The organism is Sorangium sp. So ce295, from assembly GCF_051527405.1.
Classification (GTDB): Bacteria; Myxococcota_A; Polyangia; order Polyangiales; family Polyangiaceae; genus Sorangium; species Sorangium cellulosum_B.
Genome location: NZ_CP150324.1, coordinates 7,923,405 through 7,943,801, shown reverse-complemented (window position 1 = coordinate 7,943,801; position 20,397 = coordinate 7,923,405). Strand labels below are relative to the sequence as shown.

The following is a 20,397-nucleotide window of genomic DNA, read 5'->3' as shown; positions in this document are numbered from 1 at the left end:
TGTTGTACAACGGCCGGGTGAACCGAAGCCCGATCAACAAGCCACCCCTACGCCGCCTCGCGAGCCCGGCCGCGGTGCTCGCTGCAGTGCTCGGTCTTGCGCTCGCCGCGTGCGGCGGCACCGTGCCTCCGCCGAACGACCAGCTCGCCTCGTCCCAGGCCGCCATCCGCGCGGCCGACGAGATGGGCGCCGGGTCCGACCCGCAGGCCACCCTCCACCTGAAGCTCGCGCGCGAGCAGCTCGAGAAGGCCAAGCAGCAGATGCAGGCCGAGGACAACGAGTCCGCCACGCGCCTCCTCCAGCGCGCCGAGGCCGACGCCGAGCTCGCGCTGGCGCTCGCGAAGGCGCGCTCCACGCAGGCCGAGGCGCAGGAGGCGCTGAAGCAGGTCGAGAAAATGAAGCAGACGGGGGTCAAGTGAAGCGAGAGGTGATGCTGATGGCTTCCCTGGTGAAGAACCCGTCCTGGCCTGCCCGGTCTCTCGCCCTGTGCGCCGCGCTCTACGCGGCGTCGGGGTGCGGCGCGGCGGTCCCGCCGAAGGAGCTCGTCGACGCCCGCGCGAGCTACAGGCGCGCCGCGGAAGGCGCCGCCTCGCGCCTCGCGCCCGCCCAGCTCGACACGGCGAAGCAGGCGCTCTCCCGCGCCGAGGGGGCGTTCGGCGAGGAGCCCGAGGCCCCGCAGACGCGCGATCTCGCGTACATCGCCGACCGCAAGGCCCAGGAGGCCGAGGCGGCGGCGGCGATGCTGCAGGCGCAGCGCGACAAGGCCGCGGCCGAGGACGCCTTCAAGGACCTCTCGCAGCAGCAGCTCGCCAGCGCGAGGGAGGCGCTGCACAGCGGCCAGCAGCAGATCGAGCGCGAGCGGCACGCGCGCGCCCAGGCCGAGACCGCGCAGCAGCAGGCCGAGAGCGCGCGGCTGCAGGCCGAGAGCGCGCGCACCGCGGCCGAGAAGGCCCGCCAGGAGGCCGAGGCGGCGCGGCGGGAGGCCGAGCGCGTCGCGAACGCGGCGCTCGCGAGCCTCAAGGAGATCGCCGCGGTGAAGGAGGAGAAGCGCGGCGTGGTCATCACGCTCTCCGGCGCGGTGCTCTTCGCCTCGGGCAAGTCCGAGCTCCTGCCGATCGCCAAGGAGAAGCTCAGCCAGGTCGCGGCCACGCTGAAGGACCAGGGGTCGCCGCCCATCAGGATCGAGGGGCATACCGACTCGACCGGCTCCGCCCAGGCGAACCGCAAGCTCTCGCTGGAGCGCGCCGACTCCGTGAAGGCCCACCTCATCACGGCGGGGCTGCCCGGGGACAAGATCGCGACCGTCGGCCACGGGCCGGACCGCCCCGTGGCGGAGAACACGAGCACCGAGGGCCGGGCCAACAACCGGCGCGTCGAGATCATCGTCAATCCCACCACCCAGCAGTAGAAGCGCCCTGCCCCACGTTGTGTCGGGGGCGCCGGCGGTGATAAGCACGGCGCGTGATCGGACGCTTTTTCCGCCGGATCTGGCAGGAGTACGTCATCGACCTGCGCGATCGGCTCGACGCCGAGGCGGCGCAGCACCGGGCCACCACGCCCGCGGGGGAGGTCACCCGCCGGATGGTGTGCGTGTTCCTCACCGTCATCGGCGTGCTCATCTTCGTCCGGTTCGCGGGCAACGAGAACGACACGCGCTGGATGGTCGATGGCCTGCGCGCCGTGGGCCTCGACGGCGCCGCGGCGAGGCTCCACGACGCGCTGAACACGTCGCCGGATCGCCGCTTTCACCAGCGGATCGTCTGGGCGCTCGGCCGCCTCGTCGGTTATCTGATACCGACCCTCGTCGTCGCGAAGCTCGTGCTGCGGGCGCCGATCCGGAGCTTCGGCCTGCGCGTCCGCGGGACGGCGCGGCACCTGCCGGTCTATGGCTTCCTCTTCGCCGTCATGGCGCCGTTCCTCTTCGCCGCGTCGCTCTCGCCGGCCTTCCAGGCGAAGTATCCCTATTACAAGCTCGCGCCGGGCGAGGGCCCGTGGCCCTGGCTCTGGGCGTGGGAGGCGCTCTATGCAGCGCAATTCGTCGCGCTCGAGTTCTTCTACCGCGGCTTCTTCCTCCACGGGATCCGCCGCGCGCTCGGCTACTCGTCGATCTTCGCCATGATGGTGCCTTACGCGATGATCCATTTCGGCAAGCCGCTGCCCGAGGCGCTCGGCTCGGTGCTCGCCGGGTTCATCCTCGGCACGGTGAGCCTGAAGAGCGACTCCATCTGGGGCGGCTGCGCCATCCACATCGTGGTCGCGACGTCGATGGACCTGCTCTCCCTGTGGCATCAAGGGCGCCTGTGACGACGCGCGGCCGCCGCCTCGCCGCGTAGCGCAGGCGTCTCGCGGCTGGCTGCGCTGCGTGCTCCTCGCACGAACTTCATTTTCCGCCGGGAAGGACCGCGATATGCCTCCTGGGACGGCGATGGGGCGAAGGTCGCGACGCGCGCTTCTTCTCGCGATGAGCGGCGTCCGGGTCAAGGACGAGGAGCTCGCGCGCCTGGGGCTGACGCTGCCGGGCTTCGTCGAGCGCAGCGAGGTCATCGCGTCGCTGCCGAGCCTGGGGCTGCTCACGATCGCCGCGCACACGCCCGAGGGCTGGGAGGTGGAGTACCGCGAGCTCGACGCCATCGCCGACGCGGACGTCGCGCGCATCGTGGACGGCCGGTACGATGTCGTCGCCATCTCGTCGCTCGCGGCGCGCGCGCTCGACGCCTACGCGCTCGCCGACCGGCTGCGCGCCGAGGGCGTCACCGTGGTCCTCGGCGGCCTGCACGCCTCGGCGCTCCCCGACGAGGCGGCGCAGCACGCCGATTCGGTCGTCCAGGGCGAGGGGGAGCTGCTCTGGCCGGCGCTGCTCCACGAGCTCGACGAGGGCCGGCTGCGCCCGCTGTACAGCGCCCGGAGCGGCGCGTGGCCCGCGTTTCCGATCGAGGGCGCCCGGGTGCCGCGTTATGATCTGCTCGACGTCGCCCGGTACAATCGGTTCACGCTCCAGACCACGCGCGGCTGCCCGCTCGCCTGCACTTTCTGCGCCGCCTCGCGGCTCATCAGCCCCTACAAGCGCAAGCCCATCCCGCTCATCCGCCGCGAGCTCGACGCCATCATCGAGGTGTGGCCGCAGCCGTTCCTTGAGCTCGCCGACGACAACACGTTCGTGCAGAAGCCCTGGGCGCGGGAGCTCGCGCGGCTCTTCGTCGAGCTCAACGCGCGGCGAGCGCGCCCGATCGCGTGGTTCACCGAGACGGACATCTCGGTCGCCGACGATCCGGAGCTCCTCGATCTGCTCGCCGAGTCCAACTGCGCCGAGCTGCTCATCGGCCTCGAGTCGGTCAATCCGACCGCGCTCCGGGCCGCGGAGCCGCGGGGGTTCAAGGCCGCGGAGCGGGCCCGCTACGTCGAGTCGGTCGGCCGCATCCAGGAGCGTGGGATCCCGGTGAATGGCTGCTTCGTGCTCGGCTTCGACGAGGACGATGAGGGCGTCTTCGAGCGCACGCTCGCGTTCGCCCGGGAGTGCGATCTCGCCGAGGTGCAGATCACGGTGCTCACGCCGTTCCCGGGCACCGCGCTCCACCGCGCGCTCGAGGCGCAGGGGCGGCTGCTCCGCCCCGTGTTCTGGGACGCGTGTACGCTGTTCGACGTGACCTTCAGACCAGCGCGCATGAGCGTGGAGGCGCTTGAGCGAGGGTTCCGCTGGCTGATGAGCGAGCTTTACAGTCCAGGGGAGACCGCGCGCCGGCGCAGCCGGTTTCGCCGCGCCACACGCGCCCGCAGGGGACGGCATGCGCGATCCTGATCGACCGTCGTTCGCCCGCGCCGCGGGGCGGCTGCTCACCTTCCGGCTCTCGCCCGACGACCTCGCGCGCCTCGACGGGCGGCACCTCGCGCTCGGCCTGGCCTGCACCTGGCTCGTCGGCGTCGGGCGGTTCTGGGACGATCCGGTCGCCAGCGCCTGGCGCAAGACGGGCCTTGGCTCGGTCGTCTATGCCATCGTCCTGAGCGCGTTTCTCTGGGTCGTCGTGGCGCCGCTCCGGCGCCCGGGTGAGCTGCGGCTCTCGTACGTGAAGCTCCTGACCGTCATCACGATGACGGCGCCCCCGGCGGCGCTCTATGCGATCCCGGTCGAGCGCTTCACCTCGATGCCCGTGGCCATCCAGATCAACCTCGGGTTTCTCTCGGTCGTCGCTGGCTGGCGCGTCGCGCTGCTCGTTCACACTCTCCGGCGCGGCGTGGGGTTGCGCTGGCCCGCGGTGATCACCGCGACGCTCCTGCCCCTCGCGCTGATCGTGACAGGACTCACGTATTTCAACCTGGCCACCGGCGTGATCGAGATCATGGGAGGGCTGCGCGATCGCGCCAAGAGCCCGGACGACGGCGTCAACGGCGTGCTCCTGGCGCTCGCGCTGCTCTCGCACCTCGCGGTGAGCCCGCTCCTTGTCGTCTACGGGGTGCTCGTCGTGAAGGCGCGGTGGTGGCGCGGCGGAGCGGGCCGCCGGAATCGCTGACCCGATCCACGAGACAGGGGACGCGCGGGTCCTGCTCTCCCTCCCTGGGGGCGATCAGGCCAGGGTCCTGCCGCCGTTCACGGACAGCTTCTGGCCCGTGATGAACTCGGCGGCGTCGGACGCGAGGAAGGCGACGGCCTCGGCGATGTCGTCCGGCGTGCCCATGCGCCGGAGCGGGTTGCTCGCCCGGTAGGCCTCGATGGCCTCGGCGCTCGCGCCCTCCTGGATGTGGCGCTCGACGACGACCCAGCCGGGGGACACCTGGTTGACGGTGATCCCGTGCGGGCCGAGCTCCATCGCCCACGAGCGCGTGAGGCCGAGCTGCGCGCCCTTCGCCGAGACGTAGCTGGAGAACTCGGGGACGCCCTGCTCGAAGACCTCGGACCCGACGTTGATGATCCGCCCCGACCGGCGCTCCTTCATCCCAGGGACCACCGCCTTCGCGAGGAGGACCGGGCTCTTCACGAAGAACTCGAGCTGGTCGAGGCAGTGCTTCCAGGTCAGGTCCTCCAGCTTGACGAACGGCTGCGGGCCCGTCGCGTTGAGCACGAGCACCTCGATGGGGCCGAGGCGGGCCTGCACCTCGCCCACGAGGCGGGCGACCTCCTGCTCGTCGCGCACGTCGGCCCGGAACGCCTCGGCCTCGCCGCCGCCCTGGCGGATGTCCTCGACCACGCGCGCCGCCTGCTCGCCGCTGCCGAAGTAGTTGACCGCCACCCGCGCGCCCGAGGCCGCGAGCTTGCGGGCGATGGCCGCCCCGAGGCCGCGGGAAGCGCCGGTGACCAGGGCGACTCGTTTGGATAGTTGGTGCGCCATTCAGGCTTCTCCGGGAGATGGATGACCGCGGTTCGCTCGCCGCCGCGAAGGAGATCGGCCGCACAGGCGTGCCTCCAGGGGCCTCCCTGCCGCGCGGCAGAGGGTCGACAGCGGGTCGAGATAGGCCACCCCCAGCTGTAAACGAGCAGGATCCAGCAATACAAGATTTTTCCGCGCTGGAACTTGAACATGGGTCTTTCCAGCAGCACAGTTGAAGTTTTTCAATTCAATCCGCTGCTGGGCCCACCGGGGATGGTACGCTGGGCCACATGAACAAGCGTGCGATCCGGCAAGCCTTGCGGCTCCTGGTGATGCTCGCCATGGGGCCTGTGTTCTGTGCGGCCGTCGGGATCACGGTGATCCACGCGTGGCTGGACGTGCGGCGCAGGCCGCCGGGGCGGCGTCCTTTCGCGCGCGGCGGGGTGCGGCATCGCCGCCTGCGCCTGCGCGAGCAGGCGCCGCTGTGATCGGCGCGGCACCTGCTCTGCGTGGCGGCGCGGCGCGGCGGGGTCGCGCCGTGGCCGCGCGGCTCAGCGTACGAGGAGGAGCCAGGCCAGCGCCGCGGCGGTCGAGGCGAGCGTCACCGGGACGCCCACCTTGGCGTAAGCGCGGAAGCCGATCTCGCGCTCGGCGCCCACCGTCTCGACCACGATGATGTTGGCCACCGAGCCCAGCAGCGTGAGGTTGCCCGCGAGCGTGGACACCAGCGCCGTCGTGATCCACGCGAGGTGCGGATCGGGCTGGCTGCGGATGTACGAGTCCGCCAGGAGGATGAAGGGGACGTTCGAGACGATCTGGCACCCGACGAGCATCGCGATGCTCAGCCCGAGCAGGCCCATCGTCGGCCCGGCGGGGAGGAAGGGGCTGGCCGCGCGCAGCGCCTGCTCGGGCATGCCGGTCTTCTGGAGCCCCGCCACGACGATGAAGAGGGCCCCGAAGAAGACGAGCACGGTCCACGACACCCGCTCGAACAGGCCGTTCGCGTCGCGCCGGTGGAGCAGGATGACCGCGGTCGCGCCGCCGATCGCCGTCCACGCGAGGTTCGCGCCGAGCACGAACATCACGGACACGACCGCGATGCAGGCGAGCGGCGCCAGGGCGCTCGGCCGGGCGCCTCCCGCCGGCGCGGGCGCGGGCTCGGGCGCGGGCGCGGGCGCGGGCGTCCGCACCGAGATGCGGCGCCGGAGCAGCAGGTGCAGCGTCACGGCCGTGACGGCGAGCCCGATCAGCGCGGCGGGGCCCGCCTCCAGCAGGTACGTGCGGTACGAGATGCCGGAGAGGTGGCCCACGAGCATGTTCTGCGGGTTGCCGGCGAGCGTGAGCGCGCTGCCGGCGTTGGCGCCCATCGCGAGCGCGAGGAGGTACGGCGCCCGCTCGAGCCCCGCGCGCCGGGCGGTCCGGTCGACGAGCGGCGCCAGCATCACGCAGACCGAGTCGTTCAGCAGCACCGCGGAGGCGAGCCCGGAGCCCACCGTGACGAGGTAGAGCAGGCGGACCGGCGACAGGTCCCGCTGCGCGACCCACGCGGCGGCGCGCTCGAACACCCCCCCGGCGTCGAGCGACGCCGAGAGCAGCATCATGCCGAGCAGGAGGCCGATGGTGTTCGGCTCGATCGCCGCGAACGCCTCGTGCGGATCCAGGCCGGCGCCCGGCTGGATCGCGCTCAGGAAGACCATGGCGCACGCGCCCGCGAGCGCGCCGGCCGGGCGTCCGATGGGCAGGATCGACAGGCGCCGCGCCGCGATGAGCATGTACGTGAAGGCGAATACGAGCAGGACGGACCACACGGCGCGGATCTAGAGTGGTCGGGGGGGATCCTGTCAAACTGGGAATGCCAAGGCATGGGCAGGCAGCTCTCGACCCCCACCGCGATCCTCCTCGGCAGCGCCATGATCGCCGCCGCCGTCTACCTCGGCCTCCGCCATGGCCCGGCCGGCGTCCCCGCGGACCCGCGCCCCGCCGAGGGAGCGCCCTCGCCGTCTGCCGATGGGGCGTCTGCCGCGGGGCCGGCGGCTCGGGCGCCTGGAGCGGGCGCACCGGCGCGCCCGGTCCAGGCGCCCGCGCCGAGCGTGGCGCGCGACGAGGTCGCGACGCAGGCCGCGCGGGCGCTCGAGGCGCACCGGCCGGCCCTGATCGAGCGCTGCTACAAGCCGGCGATCGCGGCGCAGCCGGCGCCGCGCGGGGTGAAGTACGTCTTCAATCTCACGTTCGACGCGCAGGGCCGGCAGCTCGCCCGCGGCATCATCGAGGACCGCGAGGCGTCACGCCCCGAGGTCACCGCCTGCCTGGTCGACGCGCTGCCGCCGGTCGCCGTCGCGCCGCCAGGGGCGAACGTGCGCGTCGATGTCCCGTTCTCGCTGCCGTGATCGAGGGGAGGTCCGGGGGCGCGGGCCCGCAGGCGCCGGGGGCGAGCGCGGCGCCCTTGACGCACCTGCCTGAACGCCCGATGCCGGAGCGGTGACGCCCGACCAAGCCTTGAAGGAAGCGACAACCGGCGCCCTCCGCCCGGTCTACCTCGTGCTGGGGGAGGAGCGCTGGCTGGTCGATCGCGTGGTGAGCGCGATCCGGGAAGCGGCGGCCAAGGGGGGCGTCGCCGGCTTCAACGAGGACAAGTTCACCGCGGGCGACGCGCCTGTCGAGTCGATCCTCGGCGCCGCCCGCATGCTGCCGATGATGGGCCCGCGCCGCTTCGTGCTCGTCCGCGGCGTCGATCGCTGGGAGAAGAAGGACGACGGCGACGACGGCGAGGGGGACGACGACCGCGGCGCGAGCGGCGCGAGCGGTAAACGGGGCGTGTCGAAGCAGCTCAGCCCGCTCGACGCGCTCGCGGAGTACGCCAAGGCGCCGTCGCCGAGCGCGGTCCTCGTGCTCGTCGCGACGAAGCTCCATGGCCAGCGCCGCCTCGTCACCGCCGCCAAGAAGGGCGATTTCCTTGTCGCGTGCGAGCCCCTGAACCGCCGCGCCTTGCCCGGCTTCATCGCGACCATCGCCCGCGAGAAGGGCAACCCGATCGCGCCCGACGTGGCCGATCAGCTCGCCGAGCTCGCCGGGCCCGAGCTCGGCTACGTGGTCGACGCGCTCGAGCGCCTCTCGCTGTACGTCGGGCCCAAGCAGCCGATCACCGAGGACGCGATCGCCCAGATCGTCATCCGCATCCGGCAGAGCACCGTCTGGGAGCTGATCGACGCGCTCGGGAAGCGGCGCCTCGACCGCGCGCTCGCGGCGCTCGCCGACGCCTACGATCCGCGAGACGGCGGGCTGCGGCTGCTCGGGGCGGTTTCCTGGTCGGTGCGGCAGATGGTGAAGTTCGAGTCGGCGCTCGCCGGGGGCGCGAGCCAGTCCGAGGCCGCTCAGCGCGCGGGCGTGGCCCCCTTCAAGGCGAACGACGTGGCGCAGTCGGTCCGCCAGCTCCCGAAGGGCGCGCTCGCCGGCTGGATGCGCGTGCTCGCGGAGACGGATCTCGCGCTGAAGAGCAGCCGCCGCCCAGCGCAGGCCGTGCTGGAGACGATGCTGATGGAGATGTGCGCGCGCTGAGCGGAGCTCGGTGACCGTCCCGCACTCCCGGGATTGAAGCCTTCACTCCTCGACGCTGCGCCGCACCGCGAAGGCGAGGCCACAGCCCTCGATCTGCTCGCGATGGAGGACGCCCGTCGGCGAGAGCCCTTGCTGGTCGACCCGCCGGCCTACGCGCAAGAGGACCTTCTTCGCCGCGAGATCCACGAGCGAGACGCGCGCCGAGCTCGCGGACGTCGTGCTCTCGACCGGGCTCTCGGCCACGATGATCAGCACCTCCGCGCCGGCCGCCTTCTTCGCCAGCTCGATCGGGGAGTGATCCAGCTCCTTGCGGTGCCTCTTCACCGCCGCGACGTCGCGGGCCGCGCGCACCGAGCCCTCGAACACGGGGCCGAGCACCGCGAGGCCGAGCCGCGCCTCGGCGAGCCGGCGGACGTTCGCTGTCTCCTCGTCGACCCTGGTCCCGCCGAAATATACGCCTCGCACCTTCGTGAGCAGATCGCGCTCCTCGGACGTGGGCGGAGGCGTGAGGAGGCACAGGAGGAACGCATCCTTGTCGGATCCGCGCGCGGCGTCGTCGATCCTGCGAGCGTCGCGCAGCTCGGCGCGAGGAGCGCGCACGTACACCGCGGGCCGGCGGAGCAGGGCGTCGAGGGCCCCTGGGGCGCGGAGCGAAGGGTCCACGACGTCGGCGGGGTCCCCGTCGCCCGCGGCCTCGCCGATCCAGCGATCCGTCGCCTCGACGAAGCCCTCGTAGTCTGCCGGGAACTCCGCGCGGCGCTCGTCGAGCACGGTCAGAAGGGCGCGCCGTTCGGCCTCGATGGCGCGGCGATCCTGGACGTACATCGCGATCGCGAGGAGCACGACGGCCGCCGCCGTCAGCAGCGTGAGCAGCCGCGCGCGCCCGAGCCGCTTGTCGCTCGCGAACGTCCCCTTGATCCCGGCTCGAGCCGCGTGATGGCGCGCCCGCGTCCGGTGGTTGGCGGCCCGCTCCACGCGCGCGCGGAGGGCGGGGTTCATCCGCTCCGTCGTGAGGAACGTCGCCATGTCAGCTCTCCCGACCCACGACGGAGGGACCCGCGAACGCGGAGTCCCGACCCATGACGACGGACAGCGCTCGGGACGCGAGCTGGTTGCGATCGATGTTGCGATCGATGAGGCCCTCGAGCTCGCCGCGGGTCACGCCGAGCCGGGCCGCGGCCTGGGCCGCGAGCGAGGTCGCGGCCACGCCGTCGACGAACTGGTACGTGGGCTTCTGCGCCGCGTCGAGCTCGACCTGGACGAACCGGAGGTTCCTTATCGCCTTCTCCCGCTCGAGCCGCGCCGCGAACGTCAGGAAATGCGTGGTGATGAACGCCTGCGGGCGGAGCTTCTCGAGCAGCGTGACGACGAGCTCGAAGATCTCCTCTCCCTCGGACGGGTTCGTCCCCGAGCAGAGCTCGTCGAGGATCACCATCGCTCCCGGGCCGAGCTCCTCGAAGAGCGCCCGGATCCGGAGGAGCTCCATGCCGAGCCGCCCCTCGCTCTGGTCGAACTTCGTCTCCTGGATGAGCGACACCACGAGCCCCGGGACGCGGGCGACGCTCGCCCTGCGCGCCGGCACGAACATGCCCGCCTGCGCGAGGAGCTGCGTCAGCGCCACCGACTGGAGAAGGCGCGTCTTTCCGCCCGAGTTCGGCCCCGTGACCAGGAGCGTCGTGTCGGCCCGATCGGTCACGACGTCGCACGGCACCGCCTTCCCTCCGCCGGCGACGAGGAGCGGATTGAAGAGGCCGAGGAGCACGCGCTCGCCCTCCGCGGCGGACCGGAGCTCCGGCAGGCAGACCTCGAGCCCCGCCGCCTCGGCGAGATCCCGGAAGCCGAGCGCTCCCAGGTAGACCTCCATCTCTCCGACGAGCGGGACCAGCTTGACGACCTGATCCTCGACGCCCTCGAACACCGCGTCGACGAGCCTCGCCATGACCTCTCCGTCGCCGAAGCTGTACCCGCGGAAGAACATCTCGAGCTTCGCGAGCCAGCGCCGCACCGGCGACAGCACGAACGGGTTCTCCTGCCGCTCCCGGACGGTCACGACGTCGAAGCCTCGGATGCGGCCGTCTGCGCCGACGCGGATGTCCAGGCGGAGCGTCGCGAGGTGCTCGTCGTAATCGAGGAGATCGGCCATCGATCGATATCCCTCGGTCGCCTGCACCGCCTGGCCGAAATCGCGCAGCCGGGAGAGGCCCGATCGCGCGCCCTCGAACGACGCGCTCATCAGGTCGAAGACCTCTTTGACGATCGCGAGCACGTCGAGCTGCCGCCGCGTCGGATCGAACTTCTTCCCTGCCACCGCGCCCTCGAGCGCGCCCCGCATCCGGCACGAGGCCGTGTAGAGCCTCTCGAGCTGCCCGCGAAACGTGGGTGAGCCCGAGAGCTCGTGGAGGATCCCCCTCCGGAGCTCGGTCACGCGCGCGTCGCTCGGGGGCCGAGAGAGGACGCGGAGGATGAACCCCCGGTTGACGACGGCCTCGTGCCCCCCGACGCGGACGCGGAAGCACCGGGCCACGAGCTCCTCCAGGAACAGGTCGGGCGCGAAGCTCTTCGGATCCCACGTGGAGGGCGCGATGGGCGCCCGATCGAGCGCCTGGCTGAAGAGCCCACCGGAGACGCCGCTCGTGAACGCGAACGAGAGCGACTGTCGCAGCTCGTCGAGATCGGTCCGCGCGGGCGGGTCCACGAAGAGAAGGCTGGGGATCCTGTCCGTGGACGGGAGGGCGGGTGTGTGGGGCGCGTCGGGCGCGTAGGGCCTACCGGGCTCGGGCGGGCGGGCAATGCTCTCGGTGGGGACCTGCGCGCGGATCGGGTGCATGAGCAAACGACCCGCGCCCGCGGGAAAAGTTCCCCGTCTCCCGCGAAAACCCGCACCTCCCCCCGTGCCGCCGTGGGACCGCCTTCGCGACCGCGCTGATGTACCCTCGGGCGAGCCGCCCATGACGACCGCAGCCCCGTCGCCGCCTGCTCGCCCTGCTTCCGAGATCCCTGTTGCTCCCTCGATCCCGCTGCTCGGCAGTTTGCCGTGGATGGCGGTCGACGCCGCGGGCTTCCTGGAGCGCGTCGCCATCGAGAAGGGGCCGATCGCCCGGATCCCGTTCGGGGCCGCGGGCATGGTGATGCTCACCCACCCGGACGACGCCCGCTACGTGCTCCACGAAGCGGCCAGGAAGTACTTGCGTGGCGAGAAGTCGAGGGAGACCGTACAGCCCGTCTTCGGCAACGGACTGGCGATCAGCGATCCGCCGTTCTGGCTACGGCAGCGGCGCATCATGCAGCCGAGCTTCTCCCGCGCGCGGATCGCCAGGATGACGGCGGCGATGAACGCGGTGGCCGAGCGCCACCTCGCGCGCCTCACCGATGGCCAGGAGCTCCACGCCCACGATCTCATGCTCGGCATCACGCGCGACGTCATCGTGGAGACGATGTTCTCGCAGCAGCTCCCGTCGGACATCGCCACGCTCGACAGCGCGCTCGCGGAGATCGACCGCTACATCAAGATCCGGATGCTGCTCCCCTTCAGGGTGCCGCTGTCCTGGCCGCTGCCCTTCAACGTGCGCATCCGGGAGGCGACAGCGGCGTTCGACCGGGTGGTGTACGGGATCATCGACCGGCGCGAGCAGGGCGGAGAGCGGCCTGGGGACCTGCTCGACGCGCTCCTCGACGCGCGCGACGAGGAGACCGGCGAGCGCATGTCGCGGAAGGAGCTGCGCGACGAGGTGCTGCACATCTTCTTCGCCGGGCACGAGACCACGGCGAACACGCTGACGTGGGCGACGGTCCTGTTCACCTTGCACCCGCACGAATGGGAGCGGGTGCGCGGCGAGGTGGACAGCGTGCTCGGAGGTCGCGCGCCCGAGGCGGAGGACGTGCCCAGGCTGACGCAAACGGCCATGGTCCTGCGCGAGACGCTGCGGCTCTACCCGCCGGCCTGGATGATCGTCCGCGAGGCGGTCGAGGACGACGAGATCCGCGGTTATGCCATCCCGCGCGGCACATCGGTCCTCATCTCCCCCTTCGCGATGCACCGCCACCCGTCGTTCTGGCCCGAGCCGCGCCGCTTCGATCCGGAACGCTTCGCGGGCGACCCGGCGACGACGGGCGCCGGCAAGAACTGGGCATACATGCCTTTCGGGGGCGGGCCGCACGTATGCATTGGCAACCACTTCGGGCTGACGGAGATGGCGATCGTGCTGGCGCGGCTCGCGCAGCGGGGGAGGCTCGTCGCGCTGCGGCCAACGGAAGCGCGACCGCGCGGCACGACCGCGCTCGGGCCGTCGGGCCGGGTGCCGGCGCGCTTCGAGGCGCGGAGCCCCACGGGCGCGCGCTGACCGGCTCACCTCGTCTTCACACGCTCTTCACACGCACGGACGCAGGCGCGCAGCGCAGAGATCGCGGGGCACGTCGCGCCGGCGCGTCCCGAGGGCGCCTTCCGGACAGGACACAACACCTCGTGACGCCAGCGGCGAGCACCCGAGTGGACAGCACCCGTGGAGCGGCTGTAAGAATCGAGATGCTCGGAAGACGCGCGGGATGGTGGTGGGGAGCATCGGTCTTTGTCGGGAGCGGATGCGGCACGCTCGTCGGGCTTGACGACGATTATATCCCAGACGACCGCAGCGCCGCGGCGACCGGGAGCACGGGTGGCGCAGGTGCCGGCGACAGCACGGCCACGCAAAGCAGCGACGACACAGGCACGAACGGCGCCGCGAGCACGGGCGGCGGCGCGACCTCGACCAACGCCGCGGGCGGCGGCGCCCCGGGCGGCGATCCCCCCTCGACGAGCTCGACCGCCGCCACGTCGACCAGCTCGGCCTCCGCCGCCACGTCGACCAGCTCCACCACCGCTGGCGGTGGAGGGTGCTCGACGGGCGAGCGTCGCTGCGACGACAGGACGCCGCAGCGGTGCAATGGAGGCGAGTGGGAGAGCTCGGCGCCATGCGCAGGCTCCATGCCCTTGTGTGCCGTCGGGACATGCACCGACCGCCTGAGCTGCGGCGGGCTGCCCGAGACCTGCGGACCGGAAGGCAACGAGCGCTGCTGCGCGACGATGGCGGTCCCGGGAGGGACCTTCGATCGTGGCAACGACACCGCGTTTCCGGCGACGGTGAGCGGCTTCGAGCTGGACCGGTTCGAGGTGACCGTGGGGCGATTCCGGAGGTTCGTCGACGCCTATCCGGAGAGCCGACCGACGGCGGGCGCGGGCGCGCACCCGCAGATCCCGGGGAGCGGGTGGAATTCTGCCTGGGACGAGGCCAACCTGCCGCCGGACCCGGCGCTGTTCAGGTCGTCGATCCGATGCAACTCCAGCTACAGCACGTGGACCGATACGCCCGACGACAACGAGCAGCTGCCGATGAACTGCATCACCTGGTATGTGGCCTTCGCCTTCTGCGCGTGGGACGGGGGCAGGCTGCCGACCGAAGCGGAGTGGAACTACGCGGCAGCCGGCGGGAGCGAGCAGCGCGTCTTTCCATGGTCCACCCCGCCGTCCTCGACGACGCTCGATGTGGATCACGCCGCGCACGATTGCCTGCCCGGGGGGCCCACGCTGTGCATGTACGCCCATATGAAGCCGGTCGGGTCGAAATCGCCCCTGGGTGACGGGAGGTGGGGACACGCGGATCTGGCAGGCAACATGTCGGAATGGACGCTGGACTCGTATTTGAGTTATCCTGCTCCATGCGCCGATTGCGCTCAGCTGACGGCCCATGGGGAGCGGATCATCCGGGGCGGAGGCTGGAACGACGGGTCGTCCAGGCTGAGCACGCCATCCCGCGGTCATTACCCTGCGAACGACAACGGCCGCGCGATCGGCATCCGCTGCGTGAGGGCGCCGTAGGCGCCAGTCGCCCGGGCCTCCGGTGATCTGCGCGCGCGCCTGCCGGACGGTCGGCCATTCGCTCCGAGGTCCCTTCTCCTGCCTGGTGAGACAGAACATGACGCTTTGGTTCCGCCGGTCCACGCAAGTCCTCATGGCCCTCGGCTCGCTCTCGCTCGCCGCGCCCGCTGGAGCGCAGGACGCCGCGGCCGCAGAGGAGCTCTTCAATCGAGGGCTCGCCGACATGGGGGCAGGGAAATACGAGGCCGGCTGCACGGCGCTCGCCGAGAGCGAGCAGCTCGATCCCCAGCCGGGCACGCTGTTCACGCTCGCCATGTGCGAGTCGCGGTGGGGCCGCGTCGCGACGGCGGTGACGCAGCTCGGGAATTACCTTGCCTGGGTGGAGCGGATGTCGCCGGCGCAAAGGGCCCGTCAAGGACATCGACCGAAGGTGGCGAGAGACGAGCGCGAGCGGCTCGCGTCGCGCGTGCCGAGGCTCTCGCTCGCCCTGCCCGAAGGAGCGCCGCCAGGCACTGTCGTGCTGCGCGACGGCAGCCCGCTCGGGCCGGCCTCGCTGGGCGTCGCGCTGCCGGTGGATCCGGGGGAACATCGCATGTCGACCCGGGCGCCCGGAGGGCCCGTGTGGGAACAACGCGTCACGATCGCCGAGGGCGAGACGAAGACGCTGACGCTGGAGATCAAGCTCGCGCCGGCGCCCGACGCCCCCGCGCAGCCGCCGGCGCTGGCGACGTCCCCGGCCACGACCCGGAACCAGGCGCCGACCGCGCAGACCGCCCCGGCGGCGGCGACAGCCGCGAAGGGCTGGCGGACGGCGACTTACGTGACAGGCGGGCTTGGCGTGGCAGGGCTCGTGGCCGGCGGGGTGATGGGCGCGCTCGTGATCGGCAAGAGGTCGGTCGTCAGCGAGCACTGCGGCAGCGCTATCCAGGCCAGCAATCCGAAGAGCTGCGACGCGACAGGGCTCGACGCCGCGCAGAGCGGGAACACGATGGCTCTGGTGAGCACCGTCAGCTTCGGTGTGGGGCTCACGGCGCTCGGCGCGGCGGCGGTGCTCGGCTTGACAGCCCCCGGCCGGGCCGCGCCCGCGAGCCCCTCTGGCACGATGTCGATCCGCGGAACCGTGCTTCAGGTGGGGCCGTCGGGAACGGTCCTCGGCGCGCAAGGGCGTTTTTGACGCGCTCCGGATCGTCGCGATCCGTCGTGCTCCGTCGTGGTCTGTCGTAAACACGTGTCTCGACGAACCTTTTCACCGAGGCGCCTTGACCGGGAGAGCACCCTAAACGACGCTTGGCGATCGTGTCGACCATGCTGGCCGAGGGGATCGTCTTCGCCCGCCGCTACCGCGTCGTGCGCCTCATCGCCACCGGCGCGATGGGGGCCATCCACGAGGTGACGCACATCGCGACCGAGCGCCGGCGGGCGCTGAAGGTCATGCACGCGCACCTCTTCCAGAGCGAGGAGATGCGCGAGCGCTTCAAGCTCGAGGCGTGCATCACGGCGACGATCGAGTGCGAGCACATCGTCGACGTCTTCGACGCGGGCGTCGACGAGGCGACGGGCATGCCCTTCCTGGTCATGGAGCTGCTCCGCGGCGAGGAGCTCGGCGAGCGCCTCAAGCGCACGAGCCGCCTCCCGCCGGCCGACGTCGTGACCTACCTCCACCAGGCTGCGCTGGCCCTCGACCGGACCCACGCGGCGAACGTCGTGCACCGCGACCTCAAGCCCGCGAACCTCTTCCTGTCGCAGCGCGAGGACGGCTCGATCCGCGTGAAGGTCCTCGACTTCGGCGTCGCGAAGCTCGTCGCCGAGGGCGCCACCGCGGCCGGCGCCACGCGCAGCCTCGGCACGCCGCTCTACATGGCTCCCGAGCAGTTCCAGGTCGGCAAGAGGCTCACCAGCGCGGCCGACATCCATGCGCTGGGCATGATGGCGTACACGCTGCTGGTGGGATTCCCGTACTGGGATCCCGAGGCGAACGAGGCCAGCGACGTGTTCGCGTTCGCGATGCTGGCGGTCCGCGGCCCGCAGGAGCCGCCGGTGCAGCGCGCGCGCTCGCTGGGGGTGACGTTGCCGCCCGGCTTCGACGCGTGGTTCGCGCGGGCCACGGCGCTCGAGCCCGCGGCGCGTTTCCGCCGGGCCACGGACGCGGTGAGCGCGCTCGGCGAGGTGTTCGGCGTGCCGCTGTGCGGCGCCCGCGTGGCGGCTGGCGCGAGCTCGCCTCCCTCGTCGCGCGCGGGCCAGGGCTCGCCTCCCTCGCCCGAGGCGCCGTCAGCCATCCCGGGAACGGGGGCCGCACCCGGGATGACCGAGGCCCCGGAGCACGGCGCTGACCCGGATCGCGGGCGATTCGCCGCGACATCGACCGGAGCTGCCGTCACCTCGCTGCCGCCGAAGGCGCGCCGCAAGCCGCTCGCCGCCGGGATTGCGCTGGGGGTCGGGACGCTCGCAGGCGCGGCGCTCTGGCTCTCGCAGCCCGCGTCGAACGCGGACGGGCCAGCCGCGGCGGGCATCGCCGCCGCGATCTCGACGGCCTCCGAGCCGAGCACAGCAGCCGCCGCGCCGCTCGCGACAGCGCACGAGGCGCGCGCGGCGATCCCTGAACCGAGCTCGCCGCCGCCCACGCTGGCTCCGGCGCCGCCGCCGGCGGTGACGCCATCCGCCGATGCGCCCGGCGAGGCCGCTCCCGTCTCGAGCGCATCGGCGCCGGCGTCGCCGGGCAAGCCGCCGACGAACGCGTCCAAGTCGGTCCCTGGGAGCAGGGAGTCTGGCCCGCGCCCGTCGACGCCGGAGGACCTGTTCAGCCGCTACTGAGCCTCGCGCTCGCCGCGCTATGCGTCAGAGAACCTGTCGCCTTCTCTGATCCTCTTCCGGAGGATCAGAGCACCGCTGGCGTGATCTCGCAGAGATACGCTGTCGCATCGGCGCCGCAGCGGTCAGGCGGCCGCTCGTCTCGCTTCGTCGAGAGAGCTCGGATCTCAACCGAGCAGCGCCTCGAGCGCGCCCCTCGCCCGGAGGTCGGTGAAGCTGTGGGTCGGGGCGCATGCGGCGAGCTCTGCGAGGGCGTAGGTGCCGGTGGCGACGGCGATCGACTCGGCGCCTATCGCGCGGGCCGCCGCGATGTCCTTCGGGGTGTCGCCGATGACGACGACCCGGCACGCCTCGAGCGGCGCCTCGAGCATCGCCGCCCCGCGCGCCGCGCCGATGCGCAGGAGCTCGTCGCGGCGCTCGTGATCGCAGCCGAAGCCGCCGAACGCGAACCGCTCGTAGATGCCGACCCGCGTGAGCTTCGCCTGCGCCCCGGCGCGCACGTTCCCCGTGCCGAGGCCGATGGCGCACTTCGCACGCCGGGCGGCGGCGTCGAGCGCCTCGATGACGCCGGCGTGGACCCGGGTGTCGCCGGCGAGCGACATCTCCTGCGCGAGGATCTCGACGTAGATCGCGAGGAGCGCGTCGATGGCGTCCTCCGTGGCCTCGCGCCCGACCGTCTCGAGCCCTGTCCGGATGATGGCCCGGTCGGTCATGCCGGCGAACGAGAACGCCTCGCACGCGTCGCGCCGGTCGGCGTACCGGGCGAACGCGTGCTCCATGGCGCGCCGGCCTGCGCCGCCGGTGGAGAGCAGGGTGCCGTCGATGTCCCAGAGGAGCACGGTGGGGCGCATGTCCCCATGGTATAGACCGGCGCCGCCCCAGGGCGAGCGCGGAAGGGCGGCGGGCGCGACGGCCTCGACGCGGCCTCGCCAGGCAGCTGGGCCGGGGGGCGCCGGCGTCATCGTGCGTCGAGCTTGAAGCCAGCGATCCGGCGCGGGTCGACCTTGGGGCCAGCGATCCAGCGCTCGTCCAGCGCCACGGCGCCGGAACCTGGCGGCGTCGGCCGGAGACCGGGCGTCCAGCCAGCGGCGCGCCGGTCCGCCCGATCGCGGTGCGGCTGTGGCGCCGGCGCGGGGCTTCCGGCCGCTGGTTGAAGGCTCGCTGCGTCGCCCGTCCCGCGCCAGCTCAACCAGGTTGGGAATTTCTGGAGCGTCGACTCACCCAGGTTGGGGCGTCTGGCGTCGTCCGAGGTTGGGGCGCCGTCTGCTCACCCAGGTTGAGGCACCAGCTCAGGTTGGCACCGTCTGCTCACCCAGGTTGAGGAGCAGCGTCGCGTCGGCTGACCCAGGTCGAGATTTTTTGGAGCGTTGGCTCATCAGGAATGAGAAAATTCTCTCGCTGTATGCAATGTGCTCGACCTGGTGTCTATCCTACATAGTGAGTGGTTCGAGCGCAGCTTCGTCGTGATCTCAGGCGTCAGCTGACCCGGGTTGAAAACAGAGTCAGAATTTTCGCGCAAAAGCTCACATGACGTGAGAATTTTTGTCATCTAAACGCAATGCTCGTCGTTGGTCCTGGCGCCTTCTTGTCGTGTCGTTCGTCCTCACATCTTCTGTTGGAGCCGAGCGTTTCGAGCGCAACCGCGCGGTGATCTCTGGTAGGATAGGCGCTGGAAATCGAGAGAGCGCGTTGCCCGAGCTCCCGTGTCAGGCCCTCGACCCTGAGCCCGAGCGCACCGCGCGTGCGACGTCCTCGCGAGCTGCGCAGGGCGCCTTCGCCGCGCGGAGGGCTCCCGGAAGACAACACCATGCGACGCCCGCCGCTCAGCCCGATCACCGCGGTCCTGCTGCTGCTCACTTGCTCAGCACCGGCGGCGGCAGCGCCGCTCCCGCGGCGACCGCCGCCGACCGGGCCCGAGCGAGAGATGCTCGACGAGGCGAAGCGGCTCCTGGATGAGGGGCGGCTCGCGGACGCGCGCGACATCCACCTGACGCTGTGGGGGCTCACGAAGAGCGCCTCCGACGCGTTCCGCGTGGGGATGCTGTCGTTCAGGCTGCACGACTTCGAGAGGGCGGCGGAGTTCCTCTCCATCTACTTCGACATGGTCGGCACCCCCGACGCCCCGAAGATCTGGGTGCCACCGGGCTTCAAGGAGAGCTACGAGCTGGCACGGGCCGACTTCGCGGAAGCGCGGCGGCATGTCGGCGTGCTCGATGTGCGCGCGAGCGAGCCCGGCGCCGCCGTGCTCGTGGACGGGCGGCAGGTCGGCCTGTCCCCGCTCCCGCGCCCCGTGTACGTCGCTCCCGGTCAGCACCGTGTCAGCGGACATCTCGCCGGGGAGCTGCGCGAGGTCGTGGCCGCGGTCGACGCGGGCGGTGAGAGGACCGTCTGGCTGACGTTCCCGCGCGCCCGAGCCGAAGCGCCAGCGCGTTTCCCGGCGAGCAAGGTCGCCTCGCCGCTCGTCGCGGCGCCCCCTTCTTCCACGCCCAACCCCGCGCTGCGGTGGTGGACCGTGGGCGCGTTCGCGGCCACGTCGGCCGTCCTCGCCACCGTCGGGGCCCTCTCGGTCCTGGAGGCCAACGACGCTGCCGAGGAGCGGGACGCCGCCATGGGCCGAGCGCAGTGGGAGGTCTTCCATTGCCGGCCGGGGCTCCCTGCCTGCGACGCGTATGCCGACGCCGATGGGCGCACGAAGACGTTCACGGCCCTGTCCGTGGGCGCCTTCGTCGGTGCGGGTCTTTCGGCCGGCGGCGCCGTGGCCGCCGGGTTCCTGCTCGCGCCAGAGGCAAAGGTCCGCGTTGGGGTCGTAGGGACCGCCCCAGGTGTGGGGCTCTCGTTCGCGTGGTAGCGCCCGAGCTCCGCAGAGACGTGCTCCCGGGCAGA

General features: G+C 71.9%; 19 protein-coding genes. 13 read left to right on the top strand and 6 right to left on the bottom strand.

What is annotated here, in order from left to right; translation table 11 throughout:
* The first annotated feature begins 17 nt into the window (after window positions 1-17).
* The 5 genes from WMF11_RS30050 to WMF11_RS30030 all read left to right on the top strand — a co-directional run bounded on the left by WMF11_RS30050 (window position 18) and on the right by WMF11_RS30030 (window position 4,505).
* Window positions 18-419 carry a DUF4398 domain-containing protein gene (locus WMF11_RS30050; RefSeq protein WP_437902678.1) on the top strand — a complete coding sequence of 134 codons (402 nt, stop codon included), beginning with the start codon at window positions 18-20 and terminating at the stop codon, window positions 417-419.
* A gap of 17 nt (window positions 420-436) precedes the next feature.
* Entirely contained in the window at window positions 437-1,408 is a 972-nt protein-coding gene (locus WMF11_RS30045) for an OmpA family protein (protein ID WP_437902677.1), read from the top strand.
* Window positions 1,409-1,461: 53 nt separating this feature from the next.
* Window positions 1,462-2,304, top strand: coding sequence for a CPBP family glutamic-type intramembrane protease (locus WMF11_RS30040; protein WP_437973141.1), 843 nt, complete (start codon window positions 1,462-1,464; stop codon window positions 2,302-2,304).
* Between the two features lie 157 nt (window positions 2,305-2,461).
* The gene (locus WMF11_RS30035; protein ID WP_437973140.1) at window positions 2,462-3,796 is read left to right on the top strand and encodes a B12-binding domain-containing radical SAM protein; all 1,335 of its coding nucleotides are present in this window, start codon (window positions 2,462-2,464) and stop codon (window positions 3,794-3,796) included.
* Window positions 3,783-4,505 (top strand): hypothetical protein, encoded by a 723-nt coding sequence (locus WMF11_RS30030; RefSeq protein WP_437973139.1) that lies wholly within the window; start codon window positions 3,783-3,785, stop codon window positions 4,503-4,505. Before WMF11_RS30035 ends, WMF11_RS30030 begins: the two co-directional genes overlap by 14 nt.
* Window positions 4,506-4,559: 54 nt before the next feature.
* On the opposite strand, the gene WMF11_RS30025 is transcribed toward WMF11_RS30030, so the two are convergent.
* Window positions 4,560-5,321 carry an SDR family oxidoreductase gene (locus tag WMF11_RS30025; protein ID WP_437973138.1) on the bottom strand — a complete coding sequence of 254 codons (762 nt, stop codon included), beginning with the start codon at window positions 5,319-5,321 and terminating at the stop codon, window positions 4,560-4,562.
* A gap of 269 nt (window positions 5,322-5,590) precedes the next feature.
* Between WMF11_RS30025 and WMF11_RS30020 the strand changes: the two genes are divergently transcribed.
* Window positions 5,591-5,788 (top strand): hypothetical protein, encoded by a 198-nt coding sequence (locus WMF11_RS30020; RefSeq protein ID WP_437542073.1) that lies wholly within the window; start codon window positions 5,591-5,593, stop codon window positions 5,786-5,788.
* A 63-nt stretch (window positions 5,789-5,851) separates the two neighbouring features.
* On the opposite strand, the gene WMF11_RS30015 is transcribed toward WMF11_RS30020, so the two are convergent.
* Window positions 5,852-7,108, bottom strand: a complete 1,257-nt coding sequence (locus WMF11_RS30015; RefSeq protein ID WP_437973137.1) for an SLC13 family permease — start codon at window positions 7,106-7,108, stop codon at window positions 5,852-5,854.
* A 54-nt stretch (window positions 7,109-7,162) separates the two neighbouring features.
* Between WMF11_RS30015 and WMF11_RS30010 the strand changes: the two genes are divergently transcribed.
* Together WMF11_RS30010 and holA are read left to right on the top strand one after the other, a co-directional pair.
* Window positions 7,163-7,687 (top strand): hypothetical protein, encoded by a 525-nt coding sequence (locus tag WMF11_RS30010; protein WP_437973136.1) that lies wholly within the window; start codon window positions 7,163-7,165, stop codon window positions 7,685-7,687.
* Between the two features lie 109 nt (window positions 7,688-7,796).
* Window positions 7,797-8,855, top strand: a complete 1,059-nt coding sequence (gene holA / locus WMF11_RS30005; protein ID WP_437973135.1) for a DNA polymerase III subunit delta — start codon at window positions 7,797-7,799, stop codon at window positions 8,853-8,855.
* 42 nt (window positions 8,856-8,897) lie between these two features.
* On the opposite strand, the gene WMF11_RS30000 is transcribed toward holA, so the two are convergent.
* Both WMF11_RS30000 and WMF11_RS29995 read right to left on the bottom strand, forming a co-directional pair.
* Complete coding sequence (locus tag WMF11_RS30000) at window positions 8,898-9,881, bottom strand: hypothetical protein (RefSeq protein WP_437973134.1); 984 nt, start codon at window positions 9,879-9,881, stop codon at window positions 8,898-8,900.
* Window position 9,882: 1 nt separating this feature from the next.
* Window positions 9,883-11,682, bottom strand: coding sequence for a MutS-related protein (locus WMF11_RS29995; protein WP_437973133.1), 1,800 nt, complete (start codon window positions 11,680-11,682; stop codon window positions 9,883-9,885).
* Window positions 11,683-11,803: 121 nt separating this feature from the next.
* Here WMF11_RS29995 and WMF11_RS29990 point away from each other — a divergent pair, with 121 nt between their 5' ends.
* Complete coding sequence (locus WMF11_RS29990) at window positions 11,804-13,195, top strand: cytochrome P450 (protein ID WP_437973132.1); 1,392 nt, start codon at window positions 11,804-11,806, stop codon at window positions 13,193-13,195.
* 268 nt (window positions 13,196-13,463) lie between these two features.
* Here the strand turns inward: WMF11_RS29990 and WMF11_RS29985 are convergent, their stop codons facing one another.
* A complete protein-coding gene (locus WMF11_RS29985) occupies window positions 13,464-13,817 on the bottom strand; it encodes a hypothetical protein (protein ID WP_437973131.1) in 354 nt (117 codons plus the stop codon).
* On the opposite strand from WMF11_RS29985, the gene WMF11_RS29980 reads away from it, so the two are divergent.
* From WMF11_RS29980 to WMF11_RS29970, 3 genes are all read left to right on the top strand, one after another.
* Window positions 13,816-14,706 (top strand): formylglycine-generating enzyme family protein, encoded by an 891-nt coding sequence (locus WMF11_RS29980; RefSeq protein WP_437973130.1) that lies wholly within the window; start codon window positions 13,816-13,818, stop codon window positions 14,704-14,706. The two genes, WMF11_RS29985 and WMF11_RS29980, sit on opposite strands and share 2 nt — an antisense overlap.
* A gap of 97 nt (window positions 14,707-14,803) precedes the next feature.
* Window positions 14,804-15,880: a hypothetical protein gene (locus WMF11_RS29975; protein WP_437973129.1), complete on the top strand. Its 1,077-nt coding sequence runs from the start codon at window positions 14,804-14,806 to the stop codon at window positions 15,878-15,880.
* 131 nt (window positions 15,881-16,011) lie between these two features.
* The gene (locus WMF11_RS29970; RefSeq protein ID WP_437979358.1) at window positions 16,012-17,517 is read left to right on the top strand and encodes a serine/threonine protein kinase; all 1,506 of its coding nucleotides are present in this window, start codon (window positions 16,012-16,014) and stop codon (window positions 17,515-17,517) included.
* A gap of 164 nt (window positions 17,518-17,681) precedes the next feature.
* Here WMF11_RS29970 and WMF11_RS29965 read toward each other — a convergent pair whose 3' ends face one another.
* Entirely contained in the window at window positions 17,682-18,365 is a 684-nt protein-coding gene (locus tag WMF11_RS29965) for an HAD family hydrolase (RefSeq protein WP_437708210.1), read from the bottom strand.
* Between the two features lie 956 nt (window positions 18,366-19,321).
* Between WMF11_RS29965 and WMF11_RS29960 the strand changes: the two genes are divergently transcribed.
* Complete coding sequence (locus WMF11_RS29960) at window positions 19,322-20,362, top strand: hypothetical protein (protein ID WP_437973128.1); 1,041 nt, start codon at window positions 19,322-19,324, stop codon at window positions 20,360-20,362.
* Window positions 20,363-20,397: the final 35 nt, after the last annotated feature.

What these genes read in the sequence shown, in the direction of transcription:
- WMF11_RS30045 (WP_437902677.1), top strand. Translation starts at nt 437, where the DNA reads ATGGCTTCCCTGGTGAAGAACCCGTCCTGGCCTGCCCGGTCTCTCGCC.
- WMF11_RS30035 (WP_437973140.1), top strand. Translation starts at nt 2,462, where the DNA reads ATGAGCGGCGTCCGGGTCAAGGACGAGGAGCTCGCGCGCCTGGGGCTG.
- WMF11_RS30030 (WP_437973139.1), top strand. Translation starts at nt 3,783, where the DNA reads ATGCGCGATCCTGATCGACCGTCGTTCGCCCGCGCCGCGGGGCGGCTG.
- WMF11_RS30025 (WP_437973138.1), bottom strand. Translation starts at nt 5,321, where the DNA reads ATGGCGCACCAACTATCCAAACGAGTCGCCCTGGTCACCGGCGCTTCC.
- WMF11_RS30020 (WP_437542073.1), top strand. Translation starts at nt 5,591, where the DNA reads ATGAACAAGCGTGCGATCCGGCAAGCCTTGCGGCTCCTGGTGATGCTC.
- WMF11_RS30010 (WP_437973136.1), top strand. Translation starts at nt 7,163, where the DNA reads ATGGGCAGGCAGCTCTCGACCCCCACCGCGATCCTCCTCGGCAGCGCC.
- WMF11_RS30000 (WP_437973134.1), bottom strand. Translation starts at nt 9,881, where the DNA reads ATGGCGACGTTCCTCACGACGGAGCGGATGAACCCCGCCCTCCGCGCG.
- WMF11_RS29995 (WP_437973133.1), bottom strand. Translation starts at nt 11,682, where the DNA reads ATGCACCCGATCCGCGCGCAGGTCCCCACCGAGAGCATTGCCCGCCCG.
- WMF11_RS29990 (WP_437973132.1), top strand. Translation starts at nt 11,804, where the DNA reads ATGACGACCGCAGCCCCGTCGCCGCCTGCTCGCCCTGCTTCCGAGATC.
- WMF11_RS29980 (WP_437973130.1), top strand. Translation starts at nt 13,816, where the DNA reads ATGCCCTTGTGTGCCGTCGGGACATGCACCGACCGCCTGAGCTGCGGC.
- WMF11_RS29985 (WP_437973131.1), bottom strand. Translation starts at nt 13,817, where the DNA reads ATGGAGCCTGCGCATGGCGCCGAGCTCTCCCACTCGCCTCCATTGCAC.
- WMF11_RS29975 (WP_437973129.1), top strand. Translation starts at nt 14,804, where the DNA reads ATGACGCTTTGGTTCCGCCGGTCCACGCAAGTCCTCATGGCCCTCGGC.
- WMF11_RS29970 (WP_437979358.1), top strand. Translation starts at nt 16,012, where the DNA reads ATGCTGGCCGAGGGGATCGTCTTCGCCCGCCGCTACCGCGTCGTGCGC.
- WMF11_RS29965 (WP_437708210.1), bottom strand. Translation starts at nt 18,365, where the DNA reads ATGCGCCCCACCGTGCTCCTCTGGGACATCGACGGCACCCTGCTCTCC.
- WMF11_RS29960 (WP_437973128.1), top strand. Translation starts at nt 19,322, where the DNA reads ATGCGACGCCCGCCGCTCAGCCCGATCACCGCGGTCCTGCTGCTGCTC.